Source organism: Clostridium sp. AF28-12 (assembly GCF_003435225.1).
GTDB lineage: Bacteria > Bacillota > Clostridia > Lachnospirales > Lachnospiraceae > Pilosibacter > Pilosibacter fragilis.
In genome coordinates, this window is record NZ_QWGJ01000004.1 from 1 (window position 1) to 18,909 (window position 18,909).

Here is an 18,909-nt window from a genome sequence, read left to right on the forward strand (position 1 = left end):
TCCGTAATGGAGTGGGATGCTGAGAAGGTCCGTTAAGACAGACAGGAGAAGTAGTTGCGTACAAAGATTATCAATGAGCAGTTAACAGATTTATTCTATAACTTTATCGAGATGGAAGACCGTATTGCGGTCAATGACCGGTATGCAGACTTAAACAGCTCGGATATGCGGTTTTTGTCCGCCGTAGGAAAAGGGAGCCACCCAAGGACCATCACCCAGGTCGGTGATTACCTGCGTGTCGGGAGACAGACGGCACACCATGCATCCAGCAGCCTCATCCGGAGAGGATATCAGAACCTGCGGAGGCAAAGCGTCTGCTCATCTACCGTGGCAGGGGCTTACAGGGAGCGAAGACCAAGGCATACCGAAACGGATATAAGGGAGCCATGTATCCCTGGGAGGCTGCCAGACCGGAGTACGGGGAGACCACCCCGGAAAGAGGCATGGCAGATCCGCAGACAGGGGAGAGAACCGCCATCTATACCGGGAAAAAGGAACTGCATATCTCAGCAGATATCAGCCATGCCGTATGGAAATATTATCAGGCTACCGGTGATGAAGAGTTCATGAAGCAGTGGGGCGATGAGATCCTTCTGGCTACTGCAGTATTCTGGGCAGACCGTGTGGAATGGGACGAGGATGGCAGGGTATGCCATATCCGTGATGTGATCGGACCGGATGAGTACAAACAGCGGTTGACGGACAATACCTATACCAACTACATGGCACGGAATAACCTCCGCCTGGCGGTGCAGATCGCAGAAAGACTGGAAAAAGAGGATCCGGAATATCTGGAAGAGCTGAATAACCGCTGGGAGATCTGTGAGATGCTGCCAAAGATCCGCAGGGCGGCGGAAGGAATATATCTGCCGCCTGTGGGAAAGGATGGCATCCTTCCCCAGTTTGCCGGTTACGGGAAGCTGCAGGAGATGGATCTTAGCTACTACAAGAGCTTTGGAAAAAACGCAGCCGCCGAAATACGGAAGGAACATACCGTTATGGAGCTTGAGAGCTTACGGGTGCATAAACAGGCAGACCTCGTCCTGCTATTGCAGCTGTTCCCGGAACTTCCGGAAGAAGCCGGTGGGACACAGCGCAGGCAGGTACGGGAGAAAAACTACGAGTTTTATGAAAAACACACGCTCCATGAAGCATCCTACAGCTTTGCCACCCATTCCCTGATGGCAGCTTCCCTGGGAAGGACACAGGAAGCCTATGAGCTGTTCCGCCAGTGCTGCGATGTGGATTTAAGCTCCGATGGGGAGAATGCACCGGCAGGAATCTATGCAGCCTGCATGGGCGGCATCTGGCAGTGTGTGGTAGAGGGCTTCTGCGGGGTACGGATCGAGGAAGATGCCCTGCGGATCGATCCCTGCCTTCCCGAAAAGTGGGAAAGCGTGAAATTCCGCATCTGTTACCGGAAAAGCACCCTGGATATCAAGGTAACGAAGAATGCACTGACCGTCAATAACAGGAGCAGCCACCCGGTACCGCTTAGCTTCCGTGGGGAAGCGGTGTGTCTGGATGGCACCGTGAGCAGGATCTTCCCGCTCCATTCCCCGGAATAAAACAGCATGACAGAACGCAGACAGGAACAACCTGTGCACTCTAAGGAGTGTACAGGTTGTTTTGCTTTGAACACTGCTCATGCGCAAAGAGTCCACAGGCAAACTCGTTATTGCTGGAAAAAGGATAGGAATCCACCATCCGGTATACCATAATGTGGACAGGAAGACCCGGGTAGAACCGGACGGAAGGAGACTGGTGAAAATGACAGAAATCGGAGAAGAGACACTGAAGCAGTACAGGGGATATCTGGCGGATCGGGAAAAAAGCATCGCCACCATTGACAAATATCTGCGGGATATCCGTACCTTCCTGCAGTGGATGGGAGAAAACCGGAGCATTACCAAGGAAAAAGTGATCGCCTACAAGGCATGGCTGCAGGAGCATTACAAAACGAGCAGTGCAAACAGCATGCTGGTAGCCCTGAATGGATTTCTGGACTTTATGGGAGAAACGCAGAGCCGGGTGAAGACGGTAAAGGTACAGAAGCAGATGTTCCGTTCCACAGAAAAGGAAATAAGCAGGGCAGAATACAAAAAGCTGATCGAAAAGGCTTACCGGATGGGACGGGAGCAGACCGCACTCATCATGGAGACCATCGGAGCGACCGGGATCCGGATCAGTGAATTGAAATATATCACCGTAGCCGCTGTGAAAAGCGGGAAAACAGAGGTTTCCTGCAAGGGAAAGAAAAGACAGGTGTATCTGGTGAAAGAGCTGAGGGAGAAGCTGCTCAAATACTGCAGAAAAAAAGGGATCTGTAAGGGAAGTGTGTTCGTCAGCCGCTTCGGGAATCCACTGGACCGCAGTAATATCTGGTCGCAGATGAAAGCCATCGGTGCCGCAGCCGGAATCTGTCCGGATAAGGTATTCCCCCATAACCTCCGCCACCTTTTTGCCAGGGTGTTCTGGGAAAAATGGAAGGATCTTTTTTACCTGGCGGATATACTGGGACACAGCAATGTCAACACGACCAGGATCTATACCATGACCACTGTTAAGAACCATGGAAGACGGATGCAGGTGCTGGGATTAGTAACATAAGCTTACCGATCAGGTCTGAATCAGAGCGGAATAAGAGAAGAATCAGAGCAGATGTGAGAAAAATCGGGGCAGAAAAACAAAAATACCACATAATCTGCATTATGTGGTAGAAATGGTATCCAAAAGCGGTGTCTATACATAATGGTATGTTTCCTTACCTGGAAATACTGTCCAAAAGTACCATAATTTTTCTCCGCAATTCATATATACCAAAAATAAATTTGTATGTCAATGATACAATTCGACTTTTTTCGCAAAAAATTGTGCAGAATCTGATACAGAATCCGTAAAGGGTCTATTTTCACAATACAATCAGCGTATAAAACATATTTTTAATACGTTTTGCATAAGGCAATCCCTGTCTGCTTCTACCACATAATGCAGATTATGTGGTATTGCCCGGAAATATTGCCCACATACAATTTTGTCCCCAATATTCGGCAGCTTGTCTTTGCATGGAGCAGATCGTTCGCTCAGTGGTAGTCCACAGTAACAGCTCTCCGTTATGAATAATGTGTGTAAAAGAATTGTGTAACAGAATTCTCCTTTAAAATGTTCCCCTTCCCGATTTTTTCGGGGGGGGGCAAACATTTTGTAACGAAATTCAGTACAAAACGAAAGACGTGATGATGCGTATGGAAGGAAAGGAACATCTGAACAGGATCAGCAGAGAAACGGCAATGCAGATTGCCGGCAGAGAGTTACCCCGGGTAGAAAAGATCCATTTATGGGTTTTTCCTGCTCTTTCCTATGAAGAAGGAATTCCGGTGTACCTTCTGAAAGCGTATGCCGACCTGACTTCTTACGATATCATCCTGGATGCAAGGAATGGAAACATTATCAAAAGGACAGAACGCTGTCTGTAAGGAATGAAAATAGATACTTAAGGATAAACCGGAAAGGAAACCAGAATGAGTGAGGAACCCAAAAAGACTGCCAGAGTACAGGCAGGGGAAGAAGCAGTGGAGACCGTGAATGAAAAGACCCTGATGGATCAGCTGGATTCGATGAAAACAGCATTCCGTGGTTATGACAAGGAAGCTACCTGCGAACTGCTGCAGACGCTCATCCGGTCGATGGAGACAGAGAAGAAGGAAGAACACCGTGTCCTGCTCCAGAAGAACCAGAGACTGGTGAAAGAAAAGGAAGCACTGACCACGCAGATGGCAGAGCTTCTGATGAAGGTGGACTCCCTGGAATCGGAAAACCAGCGGATGATGGAACAGCAGAATACCATGCAGAAGAAATATGAGGAGCTGGCAGAAAAGCTGAGCAGGATTTCGGAAAATGCCATTGAACGGGAAACCGAGCTTTCCGCTTACCATCTGCGGGAACAGCAGATGAAGGAACGGGAAGCTGCCCTGTTAAAAATGGAGTCGCAGAAAGAAGCGGAGCTGGAGCAGATAAAGAAAGAGTTCCAGGAGGGGCTGGAGGCAGAGAAAGCAGAAATCCTTGCGCAGGCAGAAGAGGAAGCGGAAGGGGTAAACAATCGGGCAGAGCAGCTGCGGAGGAAGTTACAGGACTTCCGGCAGATCATCAATGTGATACTGGACTTTGACCCGGAAAACGGGGTGCAGACAGACTCTTTGGAAAGTGCAGGAGTACCGCATGACTGAGCTGGAATTTGAACTGGAGTTTAAGAAACGGAAACTGCAGAAACGAAAACAGCGCAGGATGGAGCTTCTGATCATCGGTGCACACCTGGGCGTGGTACTTGTACTGCTCTACTGGATGTTTGGCATCGGCATGGTACACGGCAGATCCATGCGCCCCGCTTACCGGGATGGAGATCTGTTTCTGTACCAGAGACGGCTCTTTCGGGAGCCGGATTATGGAGATGTGGTGGTCATCCACAGGCAGGATCTGGAACGGGACATTGTAAAGCGCATTGCAGGCAAGCCGGGAGATGTGATCGATCTGGATGACCTGGGACACCTGACCAGAAATGGGGAACGGGCAGCGGAAACGGAAATCCTGTTCGGGGAACAGGACAGGGATGACTGGATCACCTTGCCCTATACCGTACCGGAAGGATGCTACTTCTGTCTGGGGGATAACCGCCCGAGGTCAGAAGACAGCAGAGAGCTTGGAGCATTCCGCAGGCGGGAGATTACCGGGAAGGTTCTCGCACAGTTCCGGCTGTCATCGGTAAAGTGACCATTCGGGAATCTGCCCGGAGCTTTCGTACAAAAGAAAAATACCAACATGAGAAATAAGGAGAACGGCATGGAACTGTTGAAGGAGGATGGCTGTATCGGCGAAAAGGCATTCCATGGGGAAAAGGAGTGCTTTTTCCAGCCATTTTACAACGTGGAGAAAAAGAGGATCTGGGGAGCGGAAGCCCTGTTCCGTCTGAAGGATGAAAACGGCAATTACTACAACATGGATCAGCTTGCAGCAAAAGCGGAAGAAGAAGGATGGATCGCTGAGATCGACAGATGGGTGTTCCGGGAAGCCTGCAGAAGGATCCCGGAGCTGAGAGCCTACGGACTTAAGAGGATCAACATCAACTTATCCCCGGAGGTCTGTGAGGTTCCGGAGACCGTACCTAACATCATGCAGATACTCAGAAAGTATGAAGTATCAAGAAGTGAGGTCTGCATGGAGATCACCGAGATGTGCAAGGTCAGGAATGCAGAGAATTTCAGCTGCATGGTGGAACAGCTGAGCAGCCAGGGGATCCGGCTGGCGTTAGATGACTTCGGCAAAGGGGAGAGCAACCTGCTTCGGCTGTCCCAAATCCCGTTCCAGACCCTGAAGCTCGATAAGGAACTGGTCTGGGGAACGGAGAGAAGCAGGATGGCAGAGGATCTGGTCGAAGAGATAATCCGTATTGCACACCGTCATAACATCCAGGTCACGGCAGAAGGAATTGAGACACTGGACCAGGCGAGAACCCTGGCATCCTGGGGATGTGATTACCTGCAGGGGTATCTCATCGCACCGCCTCTCAGCTATGGGAAGCTTCTCACCTTCCTTGAGGAAAACGGAAAAAGGAACTTCCTGGAAGAATAAATAAGGATAAGAAGGAGAAACCGATGAAAAAGGAAAACAATGGATCAAGACCCCTCAGGGAGGAACTGAACAGTTCTGCCGTATCCGAGCAGAATGCAGCCGCATCCCCGGAACTGGCAAACCAGGCACAGATCTTAAAAGAACTGACGGAACATTTTCAGGTACGCAAAGGTACCTGTTGATTTTACATAGATTTTAATGAATACGATGCAAAAGGAGAGAACGTATGAAGAAGCGTAAAGGAAAGACGAAACGATGGCTTGCCGGAATCCTGTCGGCAGTGCTGGTAATCGGATCCATCAATCTTGTGGATGCTTTAGAAGGAAGTAATGGGGAAAGTGCACTGTATGATGCACCGGAGCTTACCATCACGCAGGGAGCCACAGACTATGATCTGATGAAAGACATTACCTATGACAGCAGCATGTATGAACTGGCTGTAGTGAATGATGGCGGATTTGATGTCAATACCGTGGGAGACTATGAGGTAACCTATTCCCTGACTTCCAAGGATGATGGAACGTTGGAGCCGGGAGATTCGGGGGATGCTTCCAATTCGGATAATGAAAACAAAGACCAGAACAGTGGAGACAATCAGGGAGGGGATAACACCCAGACCGGCGATAACTCTGATAATGCGGGTTCTGATAACGGATCCGACAGTTCTGACAGCAGCAATGGAGGAGACAGTGCGGATGCCGGACAGGGAGATACGGGTTCTGACAGCAGCAATGCAGAAGACAGCATGGATGCCGGACAGGGAGATACGAACTCTGACAGCAGCAATGCAGGAGACAGCACGGATGCCGGACAGGGAGATACGAGTTCCGACAGCAGCAATGCAGAAGATACTGCAGATGCGGTCAGCGGAGAGGATGCAGTACAGAGTGAGGAGAATACCGGAGATACCGGTGTACTGGGTGTATCCAGGCCGAGAACGGGTGTAGATATGAGCTATCAGTCAGAGCCCGTGGGTGCGGAAGCCGTTGATGTAACAAAAGGGGATGACACCAATACCGTTGATACGCAGGAAAAGCAGGTCATCACCTTTACAAGAACGGTTCATGTAGTAGCGGCTTCTGAGGACAAAGAACCCGTGTATGTAGCACGGGAACTGGTGCTGACACAGGGAGAGGAAGACTATGACCTGACAGATGAAATTGTTTATGATGATGTAAAATATACACTGGAAGCAGTAGAACTTGGTGGTTTCGATATTAACAAGATCGGCTCCTACGAAGTGACCTATTCCCTTACGCCTGTGACAACAGAAGGAACACAGGAAAATGGACAGGATGACACGCAGGAAAATCAGGTCATCACATTTCAGAGAAGGGTTACTGTGAAAGCAGCCGTGGAAGAAAACGCTTTGTATGAAGCACCGGATCTCTACTTAGAGTGGGGTCAGGAAGATTATGATCTGACGGAAGGCATTATTTATGATAAAGACCTTTATGAAGTAAAGGTATCTGATCCTGGAGATTTTGATATTTATACTTTAGGAGAATATGAAGTAACCTATGTCCTTGATCGTCTTGGAAAGTCTGCAAAAGCAGAAGATACCCAAACTTCAAAAACGGAAGAAACAACGGCTTCCAATGAGGATACGGATAATGCACAGACTGCCACACTTGAGCTGACGGATGAAAAACAGAGTGTGGATCCTGCAGATGGGGATATTACAAATAGTACGGAAGAAAAATCTTCTGAAGTAAAAACTGCATCGCAGGAAGCAGTCTATTTCACTAGAAATGTAATCGTAGAAGAAGGGGAAGCAGAAATATATGCAATAAATTATGGAGTATCAACATATAGAAATGTGCAGGGAAAATATATTGTAAATCTGGGAACTCCGGTATGGACAGATGATATGCATTCAAAGTTCCAGTTTACAAATGTAAAGATTGATACAGAGGGTGAAGATATCAGCTTGATGACAATCACGTTGTCAAATGGTAAACTACCAGATAATATTTTAAATGATGCAAACATAAAGGATAGTGATGGAAAATCAGCCACATGGATCTTTAAAGATGGAAAATCCAGTCAGGAGATAGAGAAAAAGATCCAGACTATGACATTTGATTATGTGAATGATATGAATGTATATGTATCAATAAACACAAATGAGAATATAGGATTTGATGCGGATCTTAGTTTAATGAAACTGACAAAGTGGTCAGAGAATGGACATTATTATCTTTACATTGATCAAGGAACATCGTGGACGAGAGCATATCAACAAGCTATGAGTTATAAACTAGGAGGAGAACAGGGATATCTGGCTACGATAACAAGTAAAGAAGAAATAGAATACCTTTTGTCTTTAAATTTGAAACCAACATGGACTGCGGGAACAAGATTAGTAAAGATAGATGGATCATTAATTAATAATGATAAAATAGATATGGTTGTGCCTGGAATATTTACTTATCGAAATAAAAATCATACAGCAGATACAAATGTTTCCCAAACACATTATTATTGGGCTGCGGGACCGGAGTCTGGTAATACGGTGAAGCCCGATTTGTGGGACTTATATGAACCGAATGAAGCAATAGCTCCAGAGGTACCTATAGATAGTACTTTATCTGATGTACAGGAATATGAATCATGTGTAATGGTGATAGCCGAACGACAAACTCTGAATGATATAAAGGAAGGAAATAGAACGGATACTCCAGCACTTCAAGTTACAGGTTTCTTCATCGAATTCGGAGGCTACGCTGATGGCGCCGACCCTGGGCAGCCGGATAACAGTAAAAAAGGTGAAGTCAGCGTAGTAGTAGCACCGATGGATGCGGAGGCATCCATTAACGGTGTGAAATACGCCCCTCTTGCCGATGCACTGGAGCTTGCAAAAGCCGGTGATGAGGTTCAGATCATCAAGGAAAAAGTAACGGAAGTCACAGATGGAAAGCTGAAGAATTCTTCTATTAAGGAAATGAACGGGAACACCGTCCATGCAGATAGCAATGGTACGAACATTGATGTAAGTGATACCGGTGCGATCACACTCCGCAGTGGTGTGGTTACGGTAAGCAACACGGATGCGAATGAACGAAAGATCACGGTGGACGGCTACGTGCTGACATCCACAGCAGATTATACAGTCAAGGCGGTAGATACAAGCAACGATACCACCTTAGGTGACAGCCAGGCGAGTGTCACATTAAAAGCTGTTGGAGATACCTTCACTGCTGTGAAGAATGGTGCAACCTATACCTATACCGCAACGAAGGATAACCAGACCTTTTACCTTGGCGAATACTCCGCTGTATTAAACTGGGAGGAACGTAACGGAGTGGCAGCACTGGCATCAATTGGTTCCCCGGAATTTCCGGCTGAACTGGTGAAACCACAGACACAGCCGAATAATCCCTATCATCAGCTTACCCCTTACACGGTGACCATTAAGCCGAGAGAGGATTATTCCATTGATGTAGATAAGGTGTGGGTATCCATGGGCGTGGATGCACAGGGAGCTCCACAGATGCTGGATGCCTCCGAATTTAATATATCAAAGGACCAGGGTACCGGCAACATCACGGTAACCGTTAAGAAGCCGGTCAATGGCGACCTGATCTATTATGTTGGTAAGGTGAACGGCGGAAGCAGTTCCGGTTCCACCGTAACCCATGACAGGACAACCATTCAGGTGACATCAGCGGCTGGCTCCGCTGTGACGACACCGGAATTTACAGCGACTTATTTTGACGAACAGAAGAGTAAAGACATCACGGTAAGCAGTCAGAACGGCAAAGTGGAAGTATTTAAGAATGTGGAAGTCACATTGAAGTTCCCTGCCATGAACCCATCAGACCCGAACCCTACGGAAGCAGATTTAGGCATCACGGAGGATGAAACCTTTGATATACTTACGAAGCTGGCAGAGACAGGAAGTACCACAGACCTGAAGGCAGGCTTTGATTGGACGGATAAGAGCTATACCTATAAGTTCACTTCCACATCCGCATCTTACGATCTGGAAGCGTCTTATGAAAAGTCTCACGTCGTGCATATCCATGTTTCCGGAGGCTCCATGGATACTAATACGATTCCGGCAGGACGGGAAGCGAACACACAGAGTGCGAGCAATATCCGTATCATTGTCCCGGATCAGACGACGCTTGACAATCTGAAATTTTCACCGGATGGAAGTTTACAGAATCCTTCATTTACAGCAAAATGGCTCTCTCATGATAATACGACAGATCTGGGAGCAGTAAACTTCAGTGAGGACGCAGGAAGCTGGAAGGGCAGTACACTGGCGGTCACACAGCCAAGTTATCTGAACGTAAGCTTTGTTGCAGGTCAGATGCTGACAATCCGTATCAAGGGTGGAACGCTGGATACAGCCTACGGAACGCCTGTGAGAAACTGGATCACCAAGGCAGCTGCTTCCTCCGGATTTGATCATGAATACCAGTTAGTGGTACCGGAAAATGACCAGACCGTACACTTTAAGATCAATGTGGAAGGCAGCAATATATTAAAAAGCATTCTTGCGAACACAAAAGACGTTACTTCAATGGTGGAAGCAGTAAAAGATCAGAATAACAGGATCATTGCTTATACGAATGGGGATGCGGGCAGTACGATCGGGGAGGCAACGACCATTGATGTCACCCTGGTTCCATCGTGTACCGTGACATTCTGGAATAAAGAAGTCAGCCCGGAAAAGAAGCTCGGCACTGAGGTGGTCATGGATGGCGGAAAGCTGGATAAGGCAGCCTATGCGAAAATGGCGGCAGCTGCAGTCCTGCCGGGATACCAGTTTATGGCATGGAAGGATACGGCAGGAAAGGTTTATACCGACCAGACTGTGATCAGTGCGGCTACAGAACTGCATGCGGTATTCCGGGAGAAGGCCAATATTTCCCAGAATGGAAATATCATTGCAGCAAACGATTTCAAGATCCATCTGAATTCGATCAAAAAAGGAGCATTTAATACGTCAGAGGCAGTCAAGCGTGCCAAAGCAGAAGCGTATGATGCAAACGGTAAGGATGTCACAACCCTCATTTCTGTGGAAGGATTGGATGCAGTGCTGAAAGAAGGAACCTTCCCGCTGACTTTCAAGTATGGCGATGCTTCCATAACGGTAAATGTTACAGTGACCAATGCGATCCCTGTTGTGACCGGAAAGACAGCCTATACACTGACCTTTGAAGGTGTGCCGAACGGTGCATCGGAATACAAAGTATATAGCATGTCAGGCGCAGTGGTAGCGGGAGCAAAGATTGAAGAGACCGCAAACGGCATCTACCGGATCACCGGACTTGAAAAGGGAACCGAGTATAAGATTGATGGAGATGTCCTTGGCTCCACAACAGGCAAAACTGCTCTTGTTGATGCAGAAGACATTGCAAAACAGTTTGAAGATAAACAGGGTGATACTAAGACGAATGGGGAAAAGGGCAAAGATGAAAAGGCAGAAAACCCGAATGTCAAGGTAGTAGTAGATGATGATGGCAATTACAAAGTGATTGTCAAGAAGGATATCAACCACAGCGTGGAAATCCCGGATACCTGGGAGAATGTGAAGATCGACCTGGGTGGACATACCATCACCGGAAACAATGCAGATGCTTCTAATGAAGCAAAGCCCGGACTGGTATTTAAGAAGGATGATACAGCGACAGAACATCCCGGAACGAATCTGGAGATCGTAAACGGTACGATCCAGGGTGGCAGCGGATCAGCGGCACATCCCGATGGAGCAGCCGGTGTAGGGGAAGCTGCGGGCAGCAAGCCGTCACAGGCTGGTAGTATCACCGTAGGCGCAAATGCAGTCATCAAGGGCGGCAATGGTGCAGATGGTGAGAACGGAAGTAACGGAGGAAACGGCGGTTCCGGTATCGAAGGAACCATCGGCACGACCGTAAACGGAGGCTCTGTCTCAGGCGGAAACGGCGGTAAGGGTTCTGATTCCGCAACAGGTACTCCGGGTAACGGCGGAAATGGCGGTTCCGGTATCAAGACCGATAAAGATGTAGTCATTAACGGAGGAACCATCACCGGTGGAAATGCCGGAAACGGTGGAAATGCAACCGGTGAGAACAATACCAATCCCGGTGGCTCCGGTGGAAATGGCGGCTCCGGTGTCAACAGCAGCAGCGGAAAGATCGATAACAACAGAGGAACCATTACCGGTGGAGATGCAGGAAATGGCGGCAGCTCCGAAAAGGGCAATGGAGGAACCGGAGGAAATGGTGGTTCCGGCTCCATTGGAGAGACGAACAATACGAATGGCGGAACAACGACCGGAGGAAACGGAGGAAACGGCGGTAACTCCAACAATGGAGGAAGCAACGGAAACGGCGGCTCCGGTGGTAAAGGTACTGAGGGAACGGTCAATGGAGGAAATCAGGATGGTAATAACGGCCAGAATGGTAAAATCTTCTTCGTGATCCTCTTCAAAGACCAGAAGAAGAATCCGCTGAATGCAGCAGATCCCTGCAAAGTAGCGGCAAATGGTAAAATAACCAAAGACTACTTTGGCAAGATGCAGGAAAAGACCGATGCGCAGGCAAAGGCAGATGAAAAGTTCTTTGCATGGACTGAGGAAAACCATGCAGATAAGGTATATACCGCAGAGACGGAGATTACAGCCAGTGTGACACTGGTTCCGGTGTACCGTGCAGACAGCAATGTTGTTCCGGGACAGGATGGAAATACCATCGCAGCAGATAATTTCTCCATCCGTATTGAGAAAGTAGGCAGCCTGACAGAAACGGAAGCAAAGAAGCTTGCCAATGTCAAGGCATACGATAAGAAGGGCGCAGACATCACTAATACGGTAACGGTAGATCAGGACAAGCTTTCTGCCTTACAGCAGAGCACGGCTGGAATCCATCCGGATGCACTGACCTTCGAGATCCCGGGCAGTGTCAAAGTCAGCGTTACAGTAGAGATCACGGATGATAATCCTGTGATCACTGGAAAGACAGCACATACACTGACTTTCAAGGGAAGAGCAAATGAGACTTATGAGTATCAGGAGCTGGATGCCCAGGGAACCCCGACAGGTAAGGTATTAACCATACTGACGGATGGAGATGAAAAAGCAACCATCACGGGTCTGAAGAAAGCAACACCATATCAGATCAGTCATAAGAAATATGGTTCTGTCAACGGCAAAACAGCCCTCGTGGATGCAAAGGATATCGCAAAGCAGTTCGAGGACAGAGGCGCCGGTGATACAAAAGGCAATAATGCTACGGACAGAACGGAAAAAGCAGAAAACTCCAATGTACAGGTTGTAGTGGATGATGACGGCAACTACAAGGTAATTGTGAAGAAAGACATCGACCACACAGTTGAAATCCCTGATACCTGGGGTGAGGTCAAGATTGACCTTGGCGGACATACCATCACAGGTGACAAGGCAGATGATAATAATGCAGCGAAGCCCGGACTTGATTTTGTGAAGGATGGAAGTATAAATGAACATCCCGGAACAAAGCTGGAGATTGTCAACGGTACGATCAAGGGTGGAGACGGTTCTGCTAAACATCCGGATGGAGCACCCGGTATCGGAGCCGCCGGTAATGCAGCAGATGCCGGACTTATCATCGGAAACGATGCAAAGGTGATCGGTGGCAACGGTGCAGATGGCACAGAAGGCAAAGATGGAGGAAACGGCGGAGCCGGTATCGACGGTAACGGCAAGATCACTCCGACGGTCAATGGAACGGTAACCGGCGGCAACGGCGGTAAAGGCGGAGATTCCGCAACCGGTACTCCTGGTAATGGAGGAAACGGTGGAAACGGAATCAGCGCAGGCGATAAGACCATCACCATCAATCCTAGTGGAACCGTCAAAGGCGGTGATGCAGGAAGCGGCGGAAGCGCAACAGGAGGTAACACGAATCCTGGTGGCAACGGCGGTAACGGCGGTACAGGAACCGAGACCACACAGCCCGGAAAGACCGATAATAACGGTGGAACAACATCGGGTGGAAATGGCGGAGACGGCGGAAACTCCAACAACGGCAACGGTGGAAACGGAGGAAACGGCGGCAGCGGCTCCACAGGGGAAAATAATAACAACGGCGGCACCAGCAGCGGCGGCAACGGCGGAAATGGCGGAGACTCAAACAAGGGTAACGGCGGCTCCGGCGGTAATGGAGGAAGCTCAGGCGAAACCGGAGGCAACGGCGGTAACAACAGCGGCGGCAACGGTGGAAATGGCGGAGATTCCAACAGCGGCAATGGAGGATCCGGCGGAAACGGTGGAGAATCTAACAGCGGCACCGGAGGAAACGGTGGAAATGGTGGTGGCTCCAATAACAGCACCGGAGGCAACGGCGGAAATGGCGGTGGCTCCAACAACGGCACCGGAGGAAACGGCGGAAATGGCGGTAACTCCAACAACGGCAATGGAGGAAACGGCGGAAACGGCGGAGACTCCAACAGCGGAAACAATGGAAACGGTGGCAGTTCCGGCAGTAACGGTAACAGACCCGGTGGAAATGGCGGCGGCTCCAACAATGGCAATGGAGGAAACGGCGGTAACAACGGCGGAGGCAACTCTGGAAATAACTCCGGAAATAACTCCGGAGACAACGGCGGCAATAACGGTGGTGATAACTCCAATACCAATGGGAATAACAATTCCGGAAGTACAGGTAACACAGGTAATACACCAGATGCAGGTAATACAGCCGGCAATGATTCCGGAAATAATGCCCATAAAGGAAATAAAGGAAACAGTACTGGCAACAGTAATGCCGGGCAGAAGGATCCGGCAGAGGATGACAGCCTGAACGATGCTGCGGATGAAAGCAGCCTGACAGGTGATGCAGATGGCAGCGATGCAGACGGAAGTGATGCAGATGGCATACAGGAAGAGGAGAGCATCCATGCAGACAGCGACAGCGTTGAGAATGGTACGGACAGTGACAGCCATATACCGTTTGGTGAATGTGGTTTCCACTGGATCCCCATTGTATGGCTCCTTGTAATCCTGGGTTATACCGTAGTACGTGTGAAGAAGCTCCGTGATGAGTCAGAAGAAGCCTAAGGAGGAAAACAGACATGGAAAACACGAAACCGAATAAGAAATTATACATTGTAGTGGAAGTCATACTGTTTGCAGTATATATCCTGATAGGTGTCCTGCTGTTCGTCACGGAAAAGCACTGTGCTGCAGACGCATTCATCTTCTGGATCGGACTTGTGATCGCAGCAGTATGTGCAGTAGTGCTGGGAATCCATGAGAACAGAAGGATGTAAGAAGTAAAAAAGAAGAGGTAATTTTAAGAAAACCAAATGGCTGTGATGGCTGTTTGGTTTTCTTGCGTTAAAAAGACCGGAAAGGATCATCGGATATCCCGGGAACCGGTTCGTCCTGAGACAGATCCTTTGTAAGCGCTGAATAACCCACCGTCTTTCCATTCCAGCTAATTCATGCGACAATCATTCTAATCCAAGTGAGTTAAGACATTGGACAAGTTTGGTTCAAAGTGAAGTGTTGCTTGTCCAATATACTCACACCATTGATGGTATCGATCATCTGCCAGTTCTTCTTACCGACACAGAATCCGCGGATTGCACGTTCTGATGCATTGTTGTCCATCGGAACATCTCCATCGGTCAGGAAAACCCGAAGCAGCACGGTAAAGGTACTGCTTCGGGTTTTTTACTGTTTGGCCTTATATGCTTCGCCCCATGCCCGCATGGAATCCAGAATGGGTTTCAGACTTTTTCCGAGTTCCGTCAGAGAATACTCCACTCTCGGCGGTACTTCGGCGTAGACCTTGCGGTTTACAAGTCCGCTTTCCTCCATTGTCCGGAGCTGGGCGGTCAAGACCTTCTGAGACACATTGCCTACGGACTTTTTCAGTTCGCCGAACCGCTTTGTTCCCGGCATCAGGTCACGCAGGATCAGCACCTTCCACTTATCCCCGATGAGGGTCAGCGTAGTCTCCACGGGACATGCAGGGAGTTCTTTTTTTGCGCTTGTTTCGTTCATTAAAAAAATCTCCATAAAATTTTTCAAGTGCCAAATTGCCGGAAAACCCAGTAATGGTGCAATCGTTTCTTCTTGGTAACTACATATTAGTTTCTATTTGGTAACTACAGCACAATAATGTGCTTACTTCACGAATTGGAGCTACGGTATTATTATAATGCCAGAGGCAAACGAAAGCAAGCCCAATTACCAAGGAGGTTACTCAAAATGAAAAAATTTCTTTCTCTCACGCTGGCTCTTGCCATGCTCGGCACGGCCCTCACCGGCTGCAGCTCCAAGGACGCCGCATCCCTAACATCCGCTGAAAGCACCCAGCAGACGGCGCCTGTCCGGCAGGAACAGAGCCAGGCTGAAAAGGCGCTGGCGCTTATCAACACCTTTGCCACCGGCGATACAGACACCGCCCGCAGCCTGCTATCTGATGGCTACATCCAGCACAATCTGGCATACGGCACCGGTGCCGGTGAGCAGGTCGCCTTTGACATCTTCCGCTTTGACGAGAATGGCAAGATCGCCGAGCATTGGGACGTGATGGAGACCATCGCAGATCAGTCCACCTGGCAGAATCAGAACGGCAAGTTCTGATCGTTACCCGGAGGTAACCATACCACAATATTGTGCGTACTTCACAAGCCGTACAAATCGCATTACAATCAAAACATCAAGAGAAAACAACAAATTTTTGGAGGTATTTATCATGAATAAAGTCGTAGAATTTCTGAATGCCAACCCTGTACAGTATCTGGCTACCGTTGGTCGTGACGGTAAGGCAAAGTGCCGCCCGTTTATGTTCGCCGGCGAACTGGACGGCAAGCTGTGGTTCTGCACCAACAACACTAAGGACGTCTACAAGGATATGCAGGCAAACCCGGAGATCGAGATTTCCGTTTCAAGCCCGGAGTATGCATGGATCCGCCTGCACGGCAAGGCTGTGTTTGAGAACAACATGGCTGCCAAGGAAATGTGCATCCAGAACCCCATCGTGAAAGGTCAGTACGGCGAGGCTGCCAACCCCATCTTTGAGGTGTTCTATCTGGATAATGCCCACGGCGTTATCGTTGACTTCTCCGGAAACCCTCCCTACGAGTTCTAAGGAAATAAGACAGAATATTGCAATCTTTGAGGCGGGGGGGCAACTCCCCACCGGCGGTAAAGTCCGCAAGCCGAAAGGCATGATACGGTGAGATTCCGTAACCGACGGTATAGTCCGGATGAAAGAAGATAGAAGAATGCCCGATAGTCTATCACAGCCATCGGGCATTACACGATCCCGGCAATACCCGCAGTGCATTAGAGGTGTTCTGCCTGTATGAAGCGGATGGCGAGTATTTTGACATCAGTGACCCGGCACACATCGTCCGGGACAGCTTCACCATTGGAAGAGAAGCACAGGAAGCACCGGGCTACTATGTGGGGGAAGGCTGCATCGGCTGCATATAGTGGTTCAGTTGTGCTATTCCGTCTGTCCCCAGAAGTGTATCGACATCACAAAGAAGCCGGTAGTTATCGACCAACACCATTGCTTGCATTGCGGGCAATGTGCGAAAATTTGCCCCAAACAGGTTATCGAAAAGAGGGTTTGACTATGAACCATAGGGAAAAAAGACAGTTTCTCATTCAGGCACTTTTGAAAGAACGCCCAGAATATCGGGATATGAGGATTCCAACAGAGCCGGAGAGCCAGCGCCAGCTTTTGCGGGGACTGATGAATATTCGTGCGCCCCGGCGTATGGATGCGGAGGTTCTGAAAACTCAGGACGAATATCTGCAAGCTGAAACCGCCGCAAAGGGCATTACCGATCTTGACGACCTGACGCCTGTTCAGCCGGGGCTGTATTTCTGGCAGGGGGATATTACAACGCTTCGGTGTGACGCCATCGTCAATGCGGCAAACTCCGGCATGACCGGCTGTTATATCCCGAACCACCGCTGCATCGACAACGCCATTCATACCTATGCGGGTGTGGAGCTGCGGCTTGCCTGTGCGGAGCTGATGGGGCAGCAGGGCTATCCCGAGCCCACCGGACAGGCAAAGATCACCCCTGCATTCAATCTGCCCTGCAAATATGTCCTGCACACGGTTGGGCCGATCATTGAAGGGGGTGTGACACGGCGTGACCGGGAGATGTTGGCCTCCTGCTACCGCTCCTGCTTGGAGCTGGCGGCGGAAAGTAGTCTGGAAAGTGTGGCGTTCTGCTGTATTTCTACAGGAGAGTTTCATTTTCCCAACGAGCAGGCGGCGCAAATCGCCGTGGAAACCGTGAAACAGTTTATGAATAGAAATACCAGTGTAAAGAAGGTGATCTTCAATGTTTTCAAGGATTTGGACAAAGCCATATACAAAAAGCTGCGCCGAGCAGATTGAGCGATTGAAAGCTGCATTGCAGGACTGTGACGCCGTGGTGATCGGTGCCGGAGCCGGTCTTTCCACCTCAGCCGGATTTGTTTACACCGGCGAACGGTTTGAAAAATACTTTTCCGACTTTGCGGCAAAGTACGGTATCAAGGGTATGTATTCCGGTGGATTCTATCCCTTTGCCACGCCGGAGGAGCATTGGGCGTATTGGAGCCGATACATCTATATCAACCGCTATATGGATGCCCCCAAACCGGTCTACGATGACCTTTTGAAGCTGGTGTCTGACAAGGATTATTTCGTTATCACGACCAACGTGGATCACTGTTTTCAGAAAGCAGGCTTTGATAAAAAGCGGCTGTTTTACACGCAGGGCGATTACGGCCTGTTCCAGTGCAGTGAGCCGTGCTGTCAGGAAACCTTTGATAACGAAGCCGCGATTCGTGAAATGGTCAAGCGGCAGCAGAATATGAAAGTACCGACAGAACTTTTACCCGTCTGCCCTCACTGCGGCAAGCCCATGACCATGAATCTCCGCTGCGATGATACCTTTGTGGAGGACGAAGGCTGGCACAAGGCAGCGGAGCGGTACGAAAATTTTCTCCGCACTCGAAGTGAGCAGAAAATTCTCTTTCTGGAGCTGGGTGTCGGCTACAACACCCCAACCATAGTGAAGTACAGTTTCTGGCGCATGGCTCATGACTGGAAAGATGCCACTTATGCCTGTCTCAATTATGGAGAGGCGTATGCGCCTGACGAAATCAGAAAGAAGTCCATTTGTATCAATGGAGATATTGGAGAAATCCTGTCTCAGATTTAAGAAAAGTCAATATTGTTCTTAACGTGGGCGTTTCACTTTAACCAGTGGATGCCCTTTTTTTCATACCCATTTTCAAAGGAAAGGAGGTCTTGTAATGGCTGCATTCAGAGTTGAAAAAACGAAAGACTT

General features: G+C 49.0%; 14 protein-coding genes, 1 pseudogene and 1 riboswitch. Of the genes and pseudogenes, 13 read left to right on the forward strand and 2 right to left on the reverse strand.

Annotated elements, in window-relative coordinates; translation table 11 throughout:
- Positions 1–287: 287 nt before the first annotated feature.
- The 8 genes from DWY93_RS04715 (at position 288) to DWY93_RS04750 (ending at position 14,865) form a co-directional block, all read left to right on the forward strand.
- A complete protein-coding gene (locus tag DWY93_RS04715) occupies positions 288–1,568 on the forward strand; it encodes a glycosyl hydrolase family 65 protein (RefSeq protein WP_278286471.1) in 1,281 nt (426 codons plus the stop codon).
- A gap of 202 nt (positions 1,569–1,770) precedes the next feature.
- A complete protein-coding gene (locus DWY93_RS04720) occupies positions 1,771–2,610 on the forward strand; it encodes a tyrosine-type recombinase/integrase (RefSeq protein ID WP_181968490.1) in 840 nt (279 codons plus the stop codon).
- Positions 2,611–3,521: 911 nt separating this feature from the next.
- Positions 3,522–4,226 (forward strand): hypothetical protein, encoded by a 705-nt coding sequence (locus tag DWY93_RS04730; RefSeq protein ID WP_117469894.1) that lies wholly within the window; start codon positions 3,522–3,524, stop codon positions 4,224–4,226.
- Positions 4,219–4,767: a signal peptidase I gene (gene lepB, locus DWY93_RS04735; RefSeq protein WP_117469893.1), complete on the forward strand. Its 549-nt coding sequence runs from the start codon at positions 4,219–4,221 to the stop codon at positions 4,765–4,767. Before DWY93_RS04730 ends, lepB begins: the two co-directional genes overlap by 8 nt.
- Before the next feature lie 69 nt (positions 4,768–4,836).
- A complete protein-coding gene (locus DWY93_RS04740; protein ID WP_181968491.1) occupies positions 4,837–5,625 on the forward strand; it encodes an EAL domain-containing protein in 789 nt (262 codons plus the stop codon).
- A gap of 23 nt (positions 5,626–5,648) precedes the next feature.
- Positions 5,649–5,807, forward strand: a complete 159-nt coding sequence (locus tag DWY93_RS17090) for a hypothetical protein (RefSeq protein ID WP_181968492.1) — start codon at positions 5,649–5,651, stop codon at positions 5,805–5,807.
- A gap of 44 nt (positions 5,808–5,851) precedes the next feature.
- Complete coding sequence (locus DWY93_RS04745) at positions 5,852–14,653, forward strand: hypothetical protein (RefSeq protein WP_117471846.1); 8,802 nt, start codon at positions 5,852–5,854, stop codon at positions 14,651–14,653.
- A gap of 14 nt (positions 14,654–14,667) precedes the next feature.
- Positions 14,668–14,865 (forward strand): hypothetical protein, encoded by a 198-nt coding sequence (locus DWY93_RS04750; protein WP_015554916.1) that lies wholly within the window; start codon positions 14,668–14,670, stop codon positions 14,863–14,865.
- Between the two features lie 268 nt (positions 14,866–15,133).
- Here the strand turns inward: DWY93_RS04750 and DWY93_RS04755 are convergent.
- Positions 15,134–15,241: pseudogene (locus DWY93_RS04755) on the reverse strand (transposase); the annotation flags it as partial.
- A 30-nt stretch (positions 15,242–15,271) separates the two neighbouring features.
- Positions 15,272–15,604: a helix-turn-helix domain-containing protein gene (locus DWY93_RS04760; protein ID WP_117469890.1), complete on the reverse strand. Its 333-nt coding sequence runs from the start codon at positions 15,602–15,604 to the stop codon at positions 15,272–15,274.
- Between the two features lie 207 nt (positions 15,605–15,811).
- On the opposite strand from DWY93_RS04760, the gene DWY93_RS17380 reads away from it, so the two are divergent.
- From DWY93_RS17380 to DWY93_RS04785, 5 genes are all read left to right on the forward strand, one after another.
- Positions 15,812–16,189, forward strand: a complete 378-nt coding sequence (locus tag DWY93_RS17380) for a hypothetical protein (protein WP_242990525.1) — start codon at positions 15,812–15,814, stop codon at positions 16,187–16,189.
- A gap of 112 nt (positions 16,190–16,301) precedes the next feature.
- The gene (locus DWY93_RS04770; RefSeq protein WP_117469889.1) at positions 16,302–16,697 is read left to right on the forward strand and encodes a pyridoxamine 5'-phosphate oxidase family protein; all 396 of its coding nucleotides are present in this window, start codon (positions 16,302–16,304) and stop codon (positions 16,695–16,697) included.
- A gap of 18 nt (positions 16,698–16,715) precedes the next feature.
- A riboswitch (FMN riboswitch) is annotated at positions 16,716–16,831 on the forward strand.
- Between the two features lie 69 nt (positions 16,832–16,900).
- Positions 16,901–17,044: a hypothetical protein gene (locus DWY93_RS17385; RefSeq protein ID WP_242990526.1), complete on the forward strand. Its 144-nt coding sequence runs from the start codon at positions 16,901–16,903 to the stop codon at positions 17,042–17,044.
- A gap of 145 nt (positions 17,045–17,189) precedes the next feature.
- Positions 17,190–17,969 carry a protein-ADP-ribose hydrolase gene (locus DWY93_RS04780; protein WP_117469888.1) on the forward strand — a complete coding sequence of 260 codons (780 nt, stop codon included), beginning with the start codon at positions 17,190–17,192 and terminating at the stop codon, positions 17,967–17,969.
- Positions 17,914–18,780 carry a Sir2 silent information regulator family NAD-dependent deacetylase gene (locus DWY93_RS04785; RefSeq protein ID WP_117469887.1) on the forward strand — a complete coding sequence of 289 codons (867 nt, stop codon included), beginning with the start codon at positions 17,914–17,916 and terminating at the stop codon, positions 18,778–18,780. The genes DWY93_RS04780 and DWY93_RS04785 overlap by 56 nt, the downstream gene beginning before the upstream one ends.
- Positions 18,781–18,909 lie beyond the last annotated feature (129 nt).

Coding starts and splice junctions, on each gene's coding strand:
- DWY93_RS04720 (WP_181968490.1), top strand. CDS start 1,771: ATGACAGAAATCGGAGAAGAGACACTGAAGCAGTACAGGGGATATCTG.
- DWY93_RS04730 (WP_117469894.1), top strand. CDS start 3,522: ATGAGTGAGGAACCCAAAAAGACTGCCAGAGTACAGGCAGGGGAAGAA.
- lepB (WP_117469893.1), top strand. CDS start 4,219: ATGACTGAGCTGGAATTTGAACTGGAGTTTAAGAAACGGAAACTGCAG.
- DWY93_RS04740 (WP_181968491.1), top strand. CDS start 4,837: ATGGAACTGTTGAAGGAGGATGGCTGTATCGGCGAAAAGGCATTCCAT.
- DWY93_RS17090 (WP_181968492.1), top strand. CDS start 5,649: ATGAAAAAGGAAAACAATGGATCAAGACCCCTCAGGGAGGAACTGAAC.
- DWY93_RS04745 (WP_117471846.1), top strand. CDS start 5,852: ATGAAGAAGCGTAAAGGAAAGACGAAACGATGGCTTGCCGGAATCCTG.
- DWY93_RS04750 (WP_015554916.1), top strand. CDS start 14,668: ATGGAAAACACGAAACCGAATAAGAAATTATACATTGTAGTGGAAGTC.
- DWY93_RS04760 (WP_117469890.1), bottom strand. CDS start 15,604: ATGAACGAAACAAGCGCAAAAAAAGAACTCCCTGCATGTCCCGTGGAG.
- DWY93_RS17380 (WP_242990525.1), top strand. CDS start 15,812: ATGAAAAAATTTCTTTCTCTCACGCTGGCTCTTGCCATGCTCGGCACG.
- DWY93_RS04770 (WP_117469889.1), top strand. CDS start 16,302: ATGAATAAAGTCGTAGAATTTCTGAATGCCAACCCTGTACAGTATCTG.
- DWY93_RS04780 (WP_117469888.1), top strand. CDS start 17,190: ATGAACCATAGGGAAAAAAGACAGTTTCTCATTCAGGCACTTTTGAAA.
- DWY93_RS04785 (WP_117469887.1), top strand. CDS start 17,914: ATGTTTTCAAGGATTTGGACAAAGCCATATACAAAAAGCTGCGCCGAG.